This is a genomic window from Tropicimonas sediminicola (genome assembly GCF_900188335.1).
Taxonomy (GTDB): domain Bacteria; phylum Pseudomonadota; class Alphaproteobacteria; order Rhodobacterales; family Rhodobacteraceae; genus Tropicimonas; species Tropicimonas sediminicola.
In genome coordinates this window covers 191,799-207,613 of record NZ_FZOY01000003.1, presented here as the reverse complement: position 1 = coordinate 207,613, position 15,815 = coordinate 191,799, and the positions used below count along the sequence as shown (strand labels likewise).

Genomic DNA, 15,815 nt, shown 5'->3' with positions numbered 1-15,815 from the left:
TCATGCGTCCGTGTGAGGGCCATCGGCCCAGCATTCCAGCCAGTGCGCGGTGCGAAGCAGGCGACCGTCGCTCCCGAGGCCGCCGACCAACTGCACGCCTATGGGCAGCCCGTTCTGCGCGGTCAGGATCGGCACCGTCACAGCCGGTGTGCCGCAAAGTGTCCAGAGACCGTTGAAGATCGAGTCGCCGGTGGAGCCGAGGCCCTCCGGCGCAGGACCGGGGGCAGCCGGACAGAGGATCGCGTCGCACCGCTCGAAGATCTTCTCGAGCCCCGCGTTCAGCACCTCCCGCCAGTCCAGCGCGGCGATGTAGTCGCGGGCGAGAATCCCGTCTCCCTTTTGCAGGGCGTCTCTCGTCTCCGGCCCGAGCAGGTCGGTGCCGTCTCGCTTGTAGCGATGGTAGCAGCGCGCCATCTCGGCGAAGTTGATGCGCGCGCGCACCTCGGCGACCTCGTCGAAGATGGTCGGCAAGGGCACCTCGAATGCCTGCTCGCCGAGCGCCTCCAGCAATTCCTCGAACGCCGCGTGAAGGTCGGGATGGGCGTCGTCCCACCCCGGGGGCCGGACGAAGGCGAAGACCGGCGGCAAGGGCGGCTTGGACCGGGCGAGATCGAGCAGGCGCGGATGCGGCCTGAGCTGCGTCGCCGGATCCGTGGCGTCGTGACCGAAGAGCGCTTCGGCCAGCATCGACGCTCCTGCCGCATCGCTTGCAAAGACACCGAGTGTGTCGAGCGTGGACGATTGCATCAGCACCCCGCGCCTCGGTATCGCGCCGAAGGTCGGCTTGAACCCCGTGACGCCGCAGAACGAGGCGGGCCGTATCACCGAGCCGCCGGTTTGTGTGCCGACGGCCAGGGGCACCATCGCATCGGCCACCGCCGCCGCGGAGCCCGATGAAGACCCGCCCGGCGTATGGCCCGGATTGTGCGGGTTTCGCGTCTTGCCGGGATGCATGAACGCAAGCTCGGTTGTGACGGTCTTTCCGAGGATGACCGCGCCTGCCTGTTTGAGCCTTTCAACGACGAATGCGTCGCGCGTCGGCACGCGCCCCTTGTCGAGCGCGCAGCCGTTCTCCGTCGGCATTCCCGCGGTGTCGATGATGTCCTTCAGGCCGACGGGCATACCATGCAGAGGCCCGACCGGCTGCCCGGAGGCGCGCCATGCGTCGAGCCTCCGGGCTTGCGCAATCGCATGATCCCCGTCGAGCCACGCCCATGCCTGCACCTCCGGTTCCCGCCGCTCGATCCGTTCGAGGCAGGCGGCCACCAGCCTCTCGGACGTCAGCGCCCCCGAGGCCAGACGGTCGCGCAGTTCCACCGCCGGCAGCGCGACCAGTTCCGAGCCCGCTTTGTCAGCTGCCATAGAACAACTCCGGGAGATAGAAGACGATCTGCGGGAACAGGTACATCAGAACCATCGAAACGATCACGCAGAAGAGGAACGGCATCACCCCGGCAAAGATCTGCGTCAGCCGGACCTCGGGTGGAGCGATCCCCTTCAGATAGTAGGCTGACATCGCCATTGGTGGTGTCAGGAAGCTGGTCTGAAGGTTCAGCGCGACAAGGATCCCGAAGAACAGCGGGTCGATGTCGAAGAAGGTCAGCAGCGGCAGGAAGATCGGCACGAAGATGATGATGATCTCCGACCATTCGAGCGGCCATCCGAGCAGGAAGATGATCAGCTGCGCGAGGATCAGGAACTGCACCGGCGTCAGGTTGAGCCCCTGCACGAACTCGGAGATCAGGTGCTCGCCGCCGAGATAGGAGAACACCGCCGAGAACGTGTAGGACCCCACGAACAGCCAACACACCATCGCGGTTGTGCGCACGGTCAGGTAGACGCTCTCGCGCAGTCGCTGCCACGACATCGCCCGATAGACGAAGGCAAGGAAGATCCCGCCAAGCGCACCGATCGAAGCGGCCTCGGTCGGCGTTGCGAGGCCGAAGAGGATCGAGCCCAGAACCGCGAGGATCAGGAACGCCAGCGGCACGAAGGACGTCAGGATCATCAGGATGAGACGGCCCATCGGCATGTCCGGCACCTCGTCGTCCCGCGGGCGCGGGGCCGACGACGGCTGAAGGATCGACCGCCCGACGACGTAGACGAGGTAAAGACCGACAAGGGTCAGGCCCGGCAACAGCGCCCCCGCATAGAGCCGCACGATCGAGACGTTCGAGGCCGCCGCGTAGACGATCAGCATGATCGACGGCGGGATGAGGATGCCCAGCGTGCCGCCGGCACAGATGATGCCGCTCGCAAAGGATGGATTGTAGCGCGCCTTGAGCATGGCAGGCAGCGCGAGGAGGCCCATCAGGGTCACCACGGCGCCGACGATACCGGTCGCGGTCGCGAACAGCGCGCAGGTGATCAGCGCGGCAACGCCCATCGAGCCCGGGATATTTTTGGACGCGATGTTGAGGGTCGTGAACAGCCGGTCGACGATGTTCGCCCGTTCCACGATGTAGCCCATGAAGAGGAAGAGCGGCACCGCTGTCAGTACCTCGTTCGACATCACCGTGAACGTCTGGTTCACGAACAGGTCGAAGATCCGGTTGTTCAGAAACCCTTCGATCCATGTCGACCATTGGTCCCAGGCCGTCGCCACGCCTTCTTCGAGGCGGTCGTAGTCGCGCCACATGCGGCGTTCGTCGTAATAGGCGTAATAGCCAAAACCGATGCCCATCGCCATGAGCGTGAAGGCAATCGGGAAGCCGAGGAAGACGAACAGGATGAACAGCCCCAGCATCATCAGGGCAATCTGGGGATCGGTCATGGGTGGTGGTCCCCTTCGGCCTTGTCGGCTTCGCGCATCAGCAGGTCTTCGGTTTCGTACACGTCTTCATCCGCTTCGAGCCATTTGTTGGTGCGCATGGCGAGGATGCAGCGCATGACCTGCGCGACCCCCTGGATCAGGAGCAGGATCCCCGCGGCGACGATTACCGTCTTGAACTGGTAGATCGGAATGCCCGCCGGGCTGTTCACCGATACTTCGCCGTAGCTCCACGAGCGCGAAGCGTATTTCCAGCCGGAGAAGATCAGGGCCAGGATGCCGGGGAAGAAGAACAGGATATACAGCACCAAGTCGACCTTGGCCTGGGTCCGGGGCTGCCAGAGACGATACAGGAAGTCGCCCCTCACATGGCCGCCCCTCGACAGCGTGTAGGCACCGCCCATCATGAAGAGTGTCCCGTACATGATGAAGGACACGTCGAGCGCCCACGCTGTGGGATTGTTCAGCACGTACCGTACGAAAACCTCGTAGCCGGTGCCCACGGACATCAGGATGATGAGCCATGCGAACGCCTTGCCGAACCACGCAGACAAGCTGTCTGCGAAGCGAATGTAGCCGATCATGAGTTACCCCTAGTGCGCGTGCTAGGACCCCAGCTTCGATGAACTGGGGTCCTCTGGTGTCATGCTTGCCGGATCAGAGCTTGAGCTTGCCCGGGAAGAAATGCTCGTAGGCGAGCGCATAGTCGGGTGCGTTCATCAGCTCGTAGAACGCGACCTTTTCTGCCCAGGCGCGCTGGCTGTCGACGATCTTCTTGAACATCGGATCGGATTCGAGGTCCGGCAGGATGTTCGACCATGCTTCGAGCTGCGCGCTGAGGATCTCCTTCGGCGTCCGGTGGACCGTCACGCCAGCTTCGTTCTGAAGCCATTGCAGGTCTTCGGAGTAGCGGCGCATCGCCTTGTTGAGGTTGGCCGTGGCCGAAGCCTCGACACCGTACTTCAGGATTGCCTGAAGATCGGGGTCCAGATCCTCGTAGGTGATGCGGTTGAACAGGAATTCGAACTGCTCCGCAGCCTGGTGATAGGACGACAGGAAGTAGTTCTTGGCCACGTCCTGCGCGCCGAAGTCCTTGTCCGACGACGGGTTGTTGAACTCGAACGCGTCGATCACGCCGCGCTCCATCGCAGGAACGATCTCGCCGCCAGGCAGCTGGGCCACGGACATGCCCATCGACTGCAGCAGGTCCGCGGCAAGTCCCACCGTGCGGTACTTGAAGCCCTGGATGTCCGCGACGCCGGCGATCGGCTCCTTGAACCAGCCGAAGGGTTGCGCGAACATCGGCATCCCGAGGAAGCCGACAACGTCGAGCCCCAGCACGTCCTGGGTCAGTTCACGGTAGAGTTCGTCGCCGCCGCCTTCGTAGAACCAGCCCAGCATGGCCGGCGAGGAAGCGCCGAGCACCGGGCCGGTCCCGAAGAGCGATGCCGCCTTCGATTTCCCGTACCAGTAGGCGGTCACCGAATGCGCGGCGTCGAGGATACCGTCGTTCACGGCATCCATGACCTGGAACGCGGCGACGACGGCCCCCGCGGGCAACAGGTCGATTTTCAGGCGGCCACCCGACATCTGCTCGACGCGGTCGGCATAGTCCTGGGCAAACTCCTGCCAGATATTGGCGGCGCCCCACGACGTCTGCATCTTGATCACGACCGGCGCCTGGGCCAGCACTGCCGGGGCGGCAAGCATGCTTCCGGCAGCCGCACCCCCCATCAATGCGGATTTCTTCAGAAACGACCTGCGGCCGATCTTGGCATTGTCTGACATTCTTTCCTCCCTTTCTGCCCCTCTGTTGCAAGAGTTTCTCGGGCAGATTTCCCTAACGAGTCGCCTTATGCGACCGGCGGACCTTGCAGTTCGCCACTTCCGGGGCCGAGACCAACCACTTCGCTCAAGATATTGATTTCCCTTTGCGAACCCGGCTTACGCTTCACTCGCTTCCTCCCCCCGTCCGGCGAATGTAGCACCGGCAGAGGCAACAATCACGACAAATTCCTCGCAAGCCGTGAGACGGGGCATGGAGCACCGTTCCCACAGCCAAGATGCAAGGTGCCCATCTTGCTCTCCACGAGGTAAAGACAGGCATCACGCAGCCACTCGCACATTGGTCCCTCCCCTTCGGGCCTCGACCTTGTTCCAGGCGATCGATCCCGAGGATGGTCAATGTAGGCTGGTGGATCTGCAGAGCAAGCGAAGAGAACGCCAATGATTGACCTCTACACATGGACGACGCCGAACGGGCGCAAGATCTCGATCATGCTGGAAGAGCTGGGCGAGGCATACGAGGCCCATGCCGTCGATATCGGGGCCGGCCAGCAGCACTCGCCTGAGTTTCTGGCAATCGCCCCGTCCGCCAAGATCCCGGCCATCCGGGACCGGGAGAGCGGCCTGACCCTGATGGAATCCGGCGCGATCCTGATGTGGCTGGCCGAGACGCGCGGCCGGTTCCTTCCGCACGGCGAAGAGCGCTGGAAAACCATCGAGTGGCTCTGCTGGCAGGTCGGCAACCTAGGCCCGCATCTGGGGCAAGCGCACCAAGTCTTGAAATACAACCGCGGAAAGGCGCCGTGGTCGGAGGAAAAGAGCCGCGCGCAGGTCGCCCGCGCCTATGCCACGCTGGAGACACGCCTGACCGACCGCGACTTCATCGCCGGAGCGGGGCGCGGCGAATACACCATTGCCGACATGGCGTGCTGGCCCTGGATCAGCCGCTATGAATGGCAGGAGGTGAAGCTGTCCGACTACCCGGCAGTCCGCGAGTGGTACCTCAGGCTTGCGGCGCGCCCCGCCGTGCAGGCAGGCTACCACAAGCCGCACTACGTCAACGACATTCCGATGCCGTGATCGCCCGGCACGGACAGCCGGAGCCGGCGCCCGCGCTCTCGCGCGCCCGCCAACGATCAGGGGGACGATCAGACCCGTCCGCGAGGCATTGAGACACGCCGTAACACAGAAACCGAAGGGTCCCGGCTCCCGGCAGTCAGGGAGAAAAGCCGGACCTTTGACCTAACGCAAAGACAATCGGGCTGAGCGCTGTATTGATACTTCCCACTTCATCTCTGGAGGTCGTGGCGGACGCCATGCCGACCAGAACAACTGACACCGACAATGCCGTTCAGAGCCATGTTCTTCCTCTGACCAGTGCACGCAGTTGATTGGGCTTCGCGAAGTCACGAAGCCGGCGGCTCTGAGGGTACCGAAAACCTTGGGGGGGGAGAAGATGAGGAATTTCCTGATTGCTACCGGTGCTTTCACGATCACCGTCGGACTTGCTGCGGTCGCTGATGCGCAATCCATGCAAGAGAAAATCGGTCAGTTCGAGTTCACGAACAGCTGTGCAGCCTGTCACGGCCAGGATGGAAAAGGCAACGGATCCATCTCTGGATACCTGAACACGGCGCTTCCCGATCTGACGCAGCTTCAGGCGAACAACGGCGGGGTTTTCCCGGTAACAAAGGTGTTCGAGACAGTTGAGCTTGGCCCCGAAGCAGGACCGCATGGAACACGCGACATGCCCGCGTGGGGGCTTCGCTATCGAATGAGAGCCGAACAGGACCCCGATTTCATCCTGGACAACGAAGGCTACGCCAAGCTCCGCGTCCTGGCGCTCATTGAGTATCTCGCGAGTATCCAGGAGAACTGAGACCGGACTTCAAGTTGGTCCCTTGATGTCCATCTTGGCGACAAACCCGGATGCCGTCGGCTTCCAGCGCTGACTGGACGTCTGTCCCAGTCGCGGACATCTGCTCTCGTTCGCGGCAGTTGACGCAGTCTTTTCCCGGCGCCTTGCCATCGATACCATGTGGCAGGGCCAATCGGTTACTGCACGTCTCAAAGGAACGCGCTCAGGGAACCATGCCCAATCGCGGGTGGAGCGCAAATCTTCAGTCCTTGCGAAAAACCAAATCGGTCGAGGAAGCTGGGATCGATCAGCCAAGTTTTGCGATCAGTTCACTGTAGGCGCGGATGATGTGGCGTTCCATCAGCTCCGATGCGCGTTTCTCATCGCGATCGAATATCGCCACAATGATTTGAGCATGTTCCGACCAGCTATCCGCGCGAGAGGACGGTTTCTGCAGAACTTCAACCATCGCGCGGCGAATATGGTGCCAATTGACCTGCATCGAAGCCACTATGGCGGCATTGTTGCTCCATCTGTAGATCAGCTGATGAAATTCCATATCGGCTTCGACCAGAGCCCGAATGTCCCCGGATTGAATGGCCGCATCGCCCCTCCCCAAGACATTCCGGGCGTCTTGCCTCGCGTCATCTCCGCTACGCTGGCTGGCCAGACGCACTGCAAACGGCTCGATCACGCGACGGAACTCATAAATCGATTCGAAAAATCCCCTGTCGAGCTCTGACACGACAACGCCGCGCCGACCGGTATCTTCGACAAGCTTGTCAGCCTTGAGGAGTGAGATCGCGTTGTTGACCGGCTGCCGCGACACGCTCAGACGCTCGGCGACCTTGTCCTGGTTGATGCGATGCCCTGGCGGGAGTTCACCGTAGCAAATTGCATCGAGCAACCGGTCGTAGGTCTCCTCCGTCAGCGATTTCCTAGGCTTGATGGTTTCCATGTCGGCGCCGATCGTACCGCAGTCCCGGCCAAACTAACAGCACGCAGCAGTCCGTAGACAGAATTTGGTATTTCGAATACGAATATTGGATGCTGAGCGTCGGGGCCTGTCCTTGGCAGGAGTGATCACTCGGGAGATGGAGGGGTGATCCAGCGGCCCCCAATCGACGCACGGCAGTCAAGCGGAAACAGCGCCGGGTTCACCGGCGTTCTAACCGCACACCAATGGGAGGAACTTTTGCGATGACCAAGACAACGATCGCTGGGCTAATGCTGAGTGTAGCATTCCTGACCCCGGTATCTGCTCAAGACAACATGGACAAGTTGACGAACATGCAGAAGACCGATGCGACGTTCACTTTCATTGACCAGGAAGGTGAACGTGCGGAGGCGCTCAAGGAAATCTTGCAGCACATCAACGTGCCGGAAGGTTTCGAGGTGAGCCTCTATGCTGTCGTACCGGATGCGCGTTCGATGGCAATGGCGCCGCAAGGCACGGTGCTTTTCGCGGGAACGCGGAAGGACAAGATGTGGTCGATTGTCGACCGTGACCGCGACCGCGTTGCCGACGAGGTCAAGGACTTCGCACCTTCCATTACCTTCGACATACCCAATGGTCCGTGCTTCTCGCCGGATGGCTTTCTCTACATCGCGGAACGCAATCGGGTGCTCGTCTTCCCGGCTGCGGAGTTCTTCTTCGAAGGACCGGATCCCGCCGTTGGTGTCGTCGTTGCTCAGGGGGAACTGATCCCGCCGGAAGAAGAGAGCTTCAACCACACTGCCCGCGTCTGCGACATCGGCCCGGATGGGAAGCTGTACATCTCGCTCGGCCAGCCACATAACGTGCAGCCTCTCGACAAGATCGAGATGTACGACAAGATCGGCATCGGCGGCATCATCCGGATAAACACGGACGGCTCGGGCCGCGAAGTCTATACACGCGGCGTTCGGAACTCGGTGGGCCAGGATTTCAATCCGGCGACCGGCGAGCTCTGGTGGACCGACAACCAGGTCGACGGCATGGGCGACGACATTCCCCCGGGCGAGTTGAACCGTCAGACCGCGGCGGGGCAGCACTTCGGCTTCCCGTGGACCAACTCCCGCATCGAGATCGTGTCCGAAGCCGACTTCCCGCGTCCCGAAGGCGTGGAGTTCGTCGAACCGCAGCTTGAGATGACCGCCCATGCTGCCGACCTCGGCATGCGCTTCTATCACGACGACAGCTTCCCCGAAGAGTACCATGGCGGAATCTTCTGGGCGCAGCACGGTTCTTGGAACCGCACGACGCCAGTCGGCGCGCGCGTGATGTTCACGGCTCTCGACCCTGAAACCGGCGATGCCGTGGGCGCACAGGTCTTCGCCGACGGCTGGCTCAACGAAGACACGGGCGAGTATCGTGGTCGACCGATGGATATCGAGTTCCTGCCCGATGGCTCGATGCTTGTATCTGACGACTTCGCCGGTGCGATCTGGCGTATCGCCTACAACCCTGCCCCTGCGGAATGAGGACTTCAGTGGCAGTAATCCTCGGCGGGCTGATGCTCGCCGGGGCTTTTCCGGCCCATGCGGACGACCCAGCCGCTGGCCGGAAGATCGCAAACATGTGCCGCACCTGTCATGGCATTGACGGATATGCCCTGATCCCGATTGCACCGCACATAGGCGGAGAGCCCAAGGACTACCTCGAAGTACAGCTCATGGCCTTCAAGACAGGCGCACGGGAGCACGAGATGATGTCTGTTGTGACGGCTGGTCTGTCGGCCCAACAGATCTCGGATGTTGCTGCCTGGTATGCCTCTCACACAGCGGTTGCCTCGCTTCCTGACGGTGTCAGCGCGGACGAGGCACCCGAAGCCTGTGTCTCATGTCATGGGGCCGATGGGATCTCTCTTCTCCAGGATGCTCCAAACCTCGCCGGCGAAGTGAACATTTATATCGACACCCAGTTGAAGGCGTTTCGCGTTGGAAAGAGGAAGCATGAGATCATGTCCGAGATCGCGGCGGATCTGACGGACGAGGAAATCCGCGAATTCGCTGATTGGTATGCAAATGTGCAACTGGAAATCGAACAGGCCAACTAGACGAATGGAGCGCCCGATCTGAACTGATTCACCGTCATGTATGGCATATGGAGGACAGAGGATGGCGAAAAGGCGGGCTTGGCGGTGGCGCACCCGAGAGGATTCGAACCTCTGGCCTCTGCCTTCGGAGGGCAGCGCTCTATCCAGCTGAGCTACGGGTGCGTGCCGATGGCGTATAGCCAACCTGCCCGCGCCCCGCAATGCCCAATCTGATGCGGCGGCGCGATCGTTTGGCCCTGTGGACCGCTTAGCCGAAGAGCTCGTGGCAGAACTCCAGCGCGTCGACCAGCGCGTCGACTTCCTCGACCGTGTTGTAGAGTCCGAAGGAGGCCCGGCAGGTGGCCGAGAGGCCGAGGTGATCCATCAGCGGACCGGCGCAATGGTGGCCCGCGCGGACGGCGACGCCCTTCTTGTCGAGCACGGTCGAGATGTCGTGCGGATGCGCCCCGCCTTCGAGGGTGAAGGAGAAAATCGCCCCCTTGCCTGCCGAGCGCCCCTGCAGGTTGAGCCAGTTGAGCCCCTCCAGCCGTTCGCGGGCATAGTCCCGCAGGCCGCGCTCATGGGCGGACACGTTCTCCATGCCGAGCCCCATCAGGTACTCCAGTGCCACGCCGAGGCCGATCTGTTGCACGATTGCCGGCGTGCCGGCCTCGAACTTCATCGGCGGGTCGGCATAGGTGACCTCGTCCTTGTGGACCTCGCGGATCATGTCGCCGCCGCCGAGGAAGGGGCGCATCTCGTCCATCCGCTCCTTGCGGATGTGGATCGCACCAGAGCCCGAGGGGCCGTAGAGCTTGTGGCCGGTGATCGCATAGAAATCGGCGCCGATTGCGTCGAGGTTCACCGGGCCGTGCACCGCCGCCTGGCTGCCGTCGAGCAGCACCGGCACCCCCTTGGCATGGGCGCCATCGACCACCGCCGCCGCATCCACCATCGTGCCGAGCACGTTGGACATGTGGGTCAGCGCCACCAGCTTGGTGCGCGGGCCGATGGCGTCGATCACGGCCTGCGGATCCAGATCGCCGTTCATGTCGACGTCGACCCATTTCAGGACCACGCCCTGCCGCTCGCGCAGGAAATGCCAGGGCACGATGTTGGCGTGGTGCTCCATCACCGACAGGACGATCTCGTCACCGGCCTGGAGCCGCGGCGCGGCCCAGCCGTAGGCGACGAGGTTGATCCCCTCGGTGCTGCCCGAGGTCATGACGATCTCGCGCTCGTCGGCGACCCCGAGGAAACGCGCGACGATGCCCCGCACGGCCTCGTATTTCTCGGTCGCGATGTTGGAGAGCGTGTGCAGCCCACGGTGCACATTGGCGTATTCCTCGGCATAGCCGCGGGTTACCGCGTTGATCACCGCCTGCGGCTTCTGCGCCGAGGCGCCGTTGTCCAGGTAGACCAGCGGCCGGCCGTTGATCTTGCGCGACAGGATCGGGAAATCGCGGCGGACCGCTGCGACGTCATACATTGGGAGAGCCTCCGAGGAAGATCGCGATGAGGATGCCGTTCACGATCGTGACGAGGAAGCCGATGGAGATCATCGACAGCAGGACCATCCCGAAGACCGCGAGCGAATTGGTGAAGCCGTGCAGGGCACAGATGAACTGGGTCAGCACGAAGAACCACAGCACGATCAGGCCGATCACGACCAGCGACAGCACGAAGGGCACCACCGTGCCGACCATCACGCCCGCGACGCCGACGGCGAGGATGAAAATCTGGTGCCAGGCCACCAGTGACACCGCGCCGGCGCGGTTGCCCTGCCCGCCGAAGAGGCGCCCGATGATGTCGATGGCAAAGACCATCACCACGCTGTTGATCGCCTGACCGATGGTCACGACCAGCGGGTTGCCCCAGACCTGGGTCACGAACTCGGCCTCCTCGTCGCTGGCGTCCCGAAGGTACAGCTCGACCGGAATGCCGAAGATGACGACGGTCAGAAGGATGCCGAGCGCCAGCGCCTCCCAGCCGACACGCTCGGGCAGGTTCAGCGCGATGACCCGGCGCGCGGCGTCGCGCGGGGTCCGCAGGGTCTCGACGACAAGGGCGCCAAACCGTGGAAGTTGTTCACTCATCCTATCTGCCTTCAGCCTGCCGGGGCCGTTTCGGCCTCGACCAGCGATATGGCCCACAGGGCGCAGAACGCAAGGGCCACCGCCCATTCCACCGACTGGAGTTGCACCCCGGGCCCGATCAGGTGCTGCACCATGCCGCGCAGGAGCATCAGCGGCGAGACCGCAAGCACCGTCCAGAACAACGCCGCGCGGGAGCGCAGGAAGCTGCCCTGCCCGCCGATGACACGCGCAACGAGGTGCGCCACGCCGGCGAGGCCGTAGAACAGCAGCGGTGCGATGAAAAGCCAGCCGAAGAAGGTGTTGATAACCCGCGCCTCCGCCGGGGCTTCTGGCGGCCATTGCGGCCCCCCCGCCACCGCCGCGGGCAGATGCGAGACGAATATCACGAAGCAGCCGGCGACCAGGTAGACCAGGATCCGCGCCTCCGGCCGGTCATCGCCCGACAGCGAGGCAAGCAGGCGCCGCATCACCTGACGCGGCGCCCGGAAGGTCCGGAGGATCTCGGCGGAAACCGACACGCCTCAGCCCCTGCGCCGCTCCAGCCACCCTTCGAGGCGACTCAGGACGTCGGCGGCGATGCTCTCGTCCTCGATCTCCTCGATGGCTTCCGCGACGAAGGCGATGACCATGAGGTCGGTCGCGATCGGTGCCGGGATGCCGCGGGAGCGCAGGTAGAAGAGGCCCTCCTCGTCGATCGCGCCCGAGGTGGAGCCATGCGAGCAGGCGACGTCGTCGGCGTAGATCTCCAGCTCCGGCTTGGCGAGGAACTGGCTGTCGTCGTCGAGCAGCAGCGACTGGCTGATCTGGTAGCCGTCGGTCTTCTGCGCGCCGTCCTTGACCAGGATCTTGCCCTGGAAGACGCCGACCGCGCCGTTGCGCAGCACCTTCTTGAACACCTGCCGGCTCTCGCAGCGCTCCGCATCGTGGGTGATGAAGACGGTGTCGTCGTGGTGGAAATCCCCCGTCGCCCCGTCACCGAGCGCGGCGCCGGCCACGTGGGCCACCGCGTCGTCGCCGGTCAGCTCGATCACCGCCTCGTTACGGGTCAGCGCGCCGTTGGCGGTGAGGGTGAAGGACTTGAAGGTGCTCTCCTTGCCGAGACGGGCAAAGATGTGGGTCACGGCGCGACGCTCGTGGGTGCGGCCCTGCGTGCGGACGTGGTGGAAAGCGCCGCCGTCGGCGACCTCGACCTCCATCACCGTGCTCAGCCGCGCGGCGGCCGGACCGTTTTCCAGAACCGTCAGGTCCGCGCCCTCTTCCACCTTCACCACGTGGTGCAGCATGGCGTCGGAATCGGCGCTGCGGTTCAGGTAGATCAGGTTGATCGGCCTGGCCGCCTTGCCGGTGACCCGGATCACGACCCCGACCCGCGCGAAGGCGGTGTTGAGCGCGGCCAGCGGCCGCTCCACCGGGTCCTGCCCGCGAGTTTCCAGCACACCGTAGAGGTCGCGCGCCCAGTGGATGTCGGCCGCGCCGGCGGTTTCGAGCGTCTCGATCTCCACCCCGGCAAGGCTCAGGTCGTCCGAGGCCTCGGCGTCGAACGCGCCGTCGACAAACACGATCTTCAGCCGGTCGATGTCGTCGAACACGGCGGTCTCGTAGGGCTCGAAGACCTTCGCCGCGGGCACGTCGGGCTGCACCAGCGTCTCGGGACGGGTGTATTTCCAGTATTCGTCACGGGCATGCGGCAGGCCCATCGCCTGCACGCGCCCCTGCGCCGCCTGCCGCGCCTCGGCCAGCCACGCGCCGCTCTCGGGCAGCTGCAGCGAGGCCAGGCGCATGCTCGTGGCGTCCAGTTTCTGCTGGGTCAACGCCATGTCACGCCACCTCCGTCAGGATGTCGCCATAGCCGTTGGTCTCGACCTCGAGCGCCAGTTCCGGGCCGCCGGTCTTCACGATGCGGCCGTCGGCCATGATGTGGACGACATCCGGTTTGATGTGGTCGAGCAGGCGCTGGTAGTGGGTGATGACCAGGAAGGAGCGGCCAGCGTCGCGCAGCGCGTTGACACCCTCCGAGACCAGCTTCATCGCGTCCACGTCGAGGCCGGAATCGGTCTCGTCGAGGATGCACATCTTGGGCTCCAGCATCGCCATCTGCAGGATCTCGTTGCGCTTCTTCTCGCCACCCGAGAAGCCGACGTTGACCGGGCGCTTGAGCATCTCGGCGTCGATCTTGAGGGTCTTGGCCTTGGCGCGGATCTCCTTGAGGAAGTCGGCGGCCGACATCTCTTCCAGCCCGCGGGCCTTGCGCTGTGCGTTCACCGCGGTGCGCAGGAAGGTCATGTTGCCGACGCCGGGGATCTCGACCGGGTACTGGAACGCGAGGAAGAGGCCGGCCGCGGCACGCTCTTCGGGCTCCAGCTCCAGCAGGTCCACGCCATCCATCACGGCCTCGCCCTCGGTCACCTCGTAGCCGTCACGGCCCGAGAGCACATAGGACAGGGTCGACTTGCCGGAGCCGTTCGGCCCCATGATCGCGTGCACCTTGCCGGTCTCGACCTTCAGGTCGACGCCCTTGAGGATCTGCTTGTCCTCTTCTTCAAGTTTCACGTGCAGGTTCTTGATTTCCAGCATTTTCATCCTCGCATGCAAAGCGGGCCGGCGCCCTGGGAGGGCCCGGCCTTTGGGTTCGAAATTCGGTTGGTGGAGAGCGGCGTCAGCCGCCGGTGATGGTGGAGAACAGGGCTGTCACCCCGGAGAGATCGATCTCGGCGTCCTCTTCCGCAAGCTCCGCCTGCATGTGGGAGAATACGGACACCAGGCACCCGACCAGCAGAACCGACAGCATCATGGTGATCCTGCGATTGTGGTGCTTCAGCCCGATCTTCTTTTTCCTGGCCTTGGTGGACGGCACGACGACACCGTCGGGCGTCCATTGCTTGCCCTTCTCGATCCGGGCAATCCGCTCGGCAAATCCCCGATCCGCTGTCCCAGCGTATGCCATCACTCGCTACCTTTCCACTTCCTATGGGAAGGGAAACTGGCCGCAAATCGGGGCGATATTTCGACGAAATCAGCACTTATCCGAGCCTGACCGCCGTGCCCGAGGCCGAGACCATGAGCATGTTGTTGATGACCTCGTAGTCGAGGTCGACCCCGACGACGGCGTTGGCGCCAAGGGCTGCTGCGCGTTCTTCCAGCTCCCGCAGGGCGGTCTGGCGCGCCTCGCCGAGGCTGGCCTCGTAGCTGCCCGACCGGCCACCGATGATGTCGGTGATGCCGGCAAAGAGATCGCGGAACACGTTTGCGCCCAGAATCGCCTCGCCGACGACGATGCCGCAGTACTCGGTGATCTGGCGGCCTTCGACGGCCGGGGTCGTTGTGACGATCATCTCGCGAGTCCTTTCATCTCGTATCCCGACGCGCGCGCCTCTTCGGCGCGGAGGCCGAAGCCATCTGTCGCCCGCGTCGCGGCGAAAGCCCCCTGTCCGGCACGGAGCTCGGCGGGGAAAGCCTCGACCAGCGCCTGCCGGCAGGCCGAGACACCGGCCGCGTGGCCGATGGTTTCGGGAAGGCCCGCACGGATCGCGGCGCCGATCTCGTCCACCGACAGCGGCGCTGGCAACGCGCGGCCGACGCTGGCGGCGTAGTCGTAGAACTTCAGCGCAGCGGCCCCGTGGTTGCCACTCGGATCGAGCCAGGTGTTCGGAACCCCGAAGGCATCGGCCACGATCATCCCGTGCAGGCTTGACGCGAACACGTAGGCGCAGGAGGCGATCTGGCGCACCACGTTCAGCGGATCTTCCGCGGTGACGTCGATCAGCACCAGCCGCGGGTCATCCGCCAGCGCCGCCACGAGCGCCGGGTCCCCGCGCTTGCTCAGGTGCGGTACCACGCCAATCCTGTCCTGCCGCTGCGGCGCTTCCCCGAGCACCTCGGGCGCCAGCAGGCCCGGATCTCCATAGCCCTCCGCCCGCTGCCCCAGCAGCGTCGCGGTGATCGGCCCACGCAGGAGGGCCAGCCGGACGTTTGCCAGGAACCCGCTGGACACCGGCGCCATCATTCCACTTCCCCAGATCACCGGCCGGCTGCCATCGTGGCGCGGCTCGGCATGGGCGTTGGCGATCATCGTCATCAGGCTGCCCGCGGCATAGAGCTCGCACTCGCCCCGGTGCGCCCAGGCAACCGGACGGCCGGCCAGATGCGCAACCACCAGCGGTGACAGCGCATCGCCGAAGTTCGGCTCCTTGCGATACCAGAAGAGTTTTATCGGAGCCTCTGCGGCCATCCCATCCGATCCCTGCGACCGTTTCGAAAAGCGCCAGGGTCGCCCACCCCGGCGCCACCAC

The 15,815-nt window shown here is 63.9% G+C and carries 17 protein-coding genes and 1 tRNA gene; 4 read left to right on the top strand and 14 right to left on the bottom strand.

The genetic code is table 11. From position 1 onward, the window contains the following. The 4 genes from CHB86_RS09530 to CHB86_RS09515 all read right to left on the bottom strand — a co-directional run bounded on the left by CHB86_RS09530 (position 1) and on the right by CHB86_RS09515 (position 4,558). A complete protein-coding gene (locus CHB86_RS09530; protein ID WP_089232803.1) occupies positions 1–1,362 on the bottom strand; it encodes an amidase in 1,362 nt (453 codons plus the stop codon). Next, entirely contained in the window at positions 1,352–2,773 is a 1,422-nt protein-coding gene (locus CHB86_RS09525; RefSeq protein WP_089232802.1) for a TRAP transporter large permease, read from the bottom strand. Before CHB86_RS09525 ends, CHB86_RS09530 begins: the two co-directional genes overlap by 11 nt. Beyond that, positions 2,770–3,354: a TRAP transporter small permease subunit gene (locus tag CHB86_RS09520; RefSeq protein WP_089232801.1), complete on the bottom strand. Its 585-nt coding sequence runs from the start codon at positions 3,352–3,354 to the stop codon at positions 2,770–2,772. Before CHB86_RS09520 ends, CHB86_RS09525 begins: the two co-directional genes overlap by 4 nt. Before the next feature lie 73 nt (positions 3,355–3,427). Beyond that, entirely contained in the window at positions 3,428–4,558 is a 1,131-nt protein-coding gene (locus CHB86_RS09515) for a TRAP transporter substrate-binding protein (protein WP_089232800.1), read from the bottom strand. A gap of 438 nt (positions 4,559–4,996) precedes the next feature. On the opposite strand from CHB86_RS09515, the gene CHB86_RS09510 reads away from it, so the two are divergent. Further along, a complete protein-coding gene (locus CHB86_RS09510) occupies positions 4,997–5,635 on the top strand; it encodes a glutathione S-transferase family protein (protein ID WP_089232799.1) in 639 nt (212 codons plus the stop codon). A gap of 376 nt (positions 5,636–6,011) precedes the next feature. Continuing rightward, positions 6,012–6,434, top strand: coding sequence for a c-type cytochrome (locus CHB86_RS09505; protein ID WP_089232798.1), 423 nt, complete (start codon positions 6,012–6,014; stop codon positions 6,432–6,434). A 286-nt stretch (positions 6,435–6,720) separates the two neighbouring features. On the opposite strand, the gene CHB86_RS09500 is transcribed toward CHB86_RS09505, so the two are convergent. Next, positions 6,721–7,371, bottom strand: coding sequence for a GntR family transcriptional regulator (locus tag CHB86_RS09500; protein WP_089232797.1), 651 nt, complete (start codon positions 7,369–7,371; stop codon positions 6,721–6,723). A 242-nt stretch (positions 7,372–7,613) separates the two neighbouring features. Between CHB86_RS09500 and CHB86_RS09495 the strand changes: the two genes are divergently transcribed. Then, on the top strand, positions 7,614–8,876 hold the full coding sequence (locus tag CHB86_RS09495; RefSeq protein ID WP_089232796.1) for a PQQ-dependent sugar dehydrogenase: 1,263 nt from the start codon (positions 7,614–7,616) through the stop codon (positions 8,874–8,876). Beyond that, positions 8,873–9,451: a c-type cytochrome gene (locus CHB86_RS09490; protein ID WP_089232795.1), complete on the top strand. Its 579-nt coding sequence runs from the start codon at positions 8,873–8,875 to the stop codon at positions 9,449–9,451. The genes CHB86_RS09495 and CHB86_RS09490 overlap by 4 nt, the downstream gene beginning before the upstream one ends. A gap of 85 nt (positions 9,452–9,536) precedes the next feature. On the opposite strand, the gene CHB86_RS09485 is transcribed toward CHB86_RS09490, so the two are convergent. The 9 genes from CHB86_RS09485 to CHB86_RS09445 form a co-directional block, all read right to left on the bottom strand. Next, positions 9,537–9,613, bottom strand: a tRNA-Arg gene (locus CHB86_RS09485). Positions 9,614–9,698: 85 nt separating this feature from the next. Beyond that, positions 9,699–10,919 (bottom strand): cysteine desulfurase, encoded by a 1,221-nt coding sequence (locus CHB86_RS09480; RefSeq protein WP_089232794.1) that lies wholly within the window; start codon positions 10,917–10,919, stop codon positions 9,699–9,701. Further along, positions 10,912–11,526 carry a YIP1 family protein gene (locus CHB86_RS09475; RefSeq protein WP_089232793.1) on the bottom strand — a complete coding sequence of 205 codons (615 nt, stop codon included), beginning with the start codon at positions 11,524–11,526 and terminating at the stop codon, positions 10,912–10,914. Before CHB86_RS09475 ends, CHB86_RS09480 begins: the two co-directional genes overlap by 8 nt. Before the next feature lie 11 nt (positions 11,527–11,537). Further along, positions 11,538–12,044, bottom strand: a complete 507-nt coding sequence (locus CHB86_RS09470) for a YIP1 family protein (RefSeq protein ID WP_089232792.1) — start codon at positions 12,042–12,044, stop codon at positions 11,538–11,540. Between the two features lie 3 nt (positions 12,045–12,047). Next, a complete protein-coding gene (locus CHB86_RS09465; protein ID WP_089232791.1) occupies positions 12,048–13,343 on the bottom strand; it encodes a SufB/SufD family protein in 1,296 nt (431 codons plus the stop codon). A gap of 1 nt (position 13,344) precedes the next feature. Then, entirely contained in the window at positions 13,345–14,100 is a 756-nt protein-coding gene (gene sufC / locus CHB86_RS09460) for a Fe-S cluster assembly ATPase SufC (protein WP_089232790.1), read from the bottom strand. Between the two features lie 82 nt (positions 14,101–14,182). Beyond that, positions 14,183–14,470, bottom strand: coding sequence for a hypothetical protein (locus CHB86_RS09455; protein WP_089232789.1), 288 nt, complete (start codon positions 14,468–14,470; stop codon positions 14,183–14,185). A gap of 76 nt (positions 14,471–14,546) precedes the next feature. Continuing rightward, a complete protein-coding gene (locus CHB86_RS09450; protein WP_089232788.1) occupies positions 14,547–14,858 on the bottom strand; it encodes a heavy metal-binding domain-containing protein in 312 nt (103 codons plus the stop codon). After that, entirely contained in the window at positions 14,855–15,754 is a 900-nt protein-coding gene (locus CHB86_RS09445; RefSeq protein WP_141134860.1) for a polysaccharide pyruvyl transferase family protein, read from the bottom strand. Before CHB86_RS09445 ends, CHB86_RS09450 begins: the two co-directional genes overlap by 4 nt. Between the last annotated feature and the right edge of the window lie 61 nt (positions 15,755–15,815).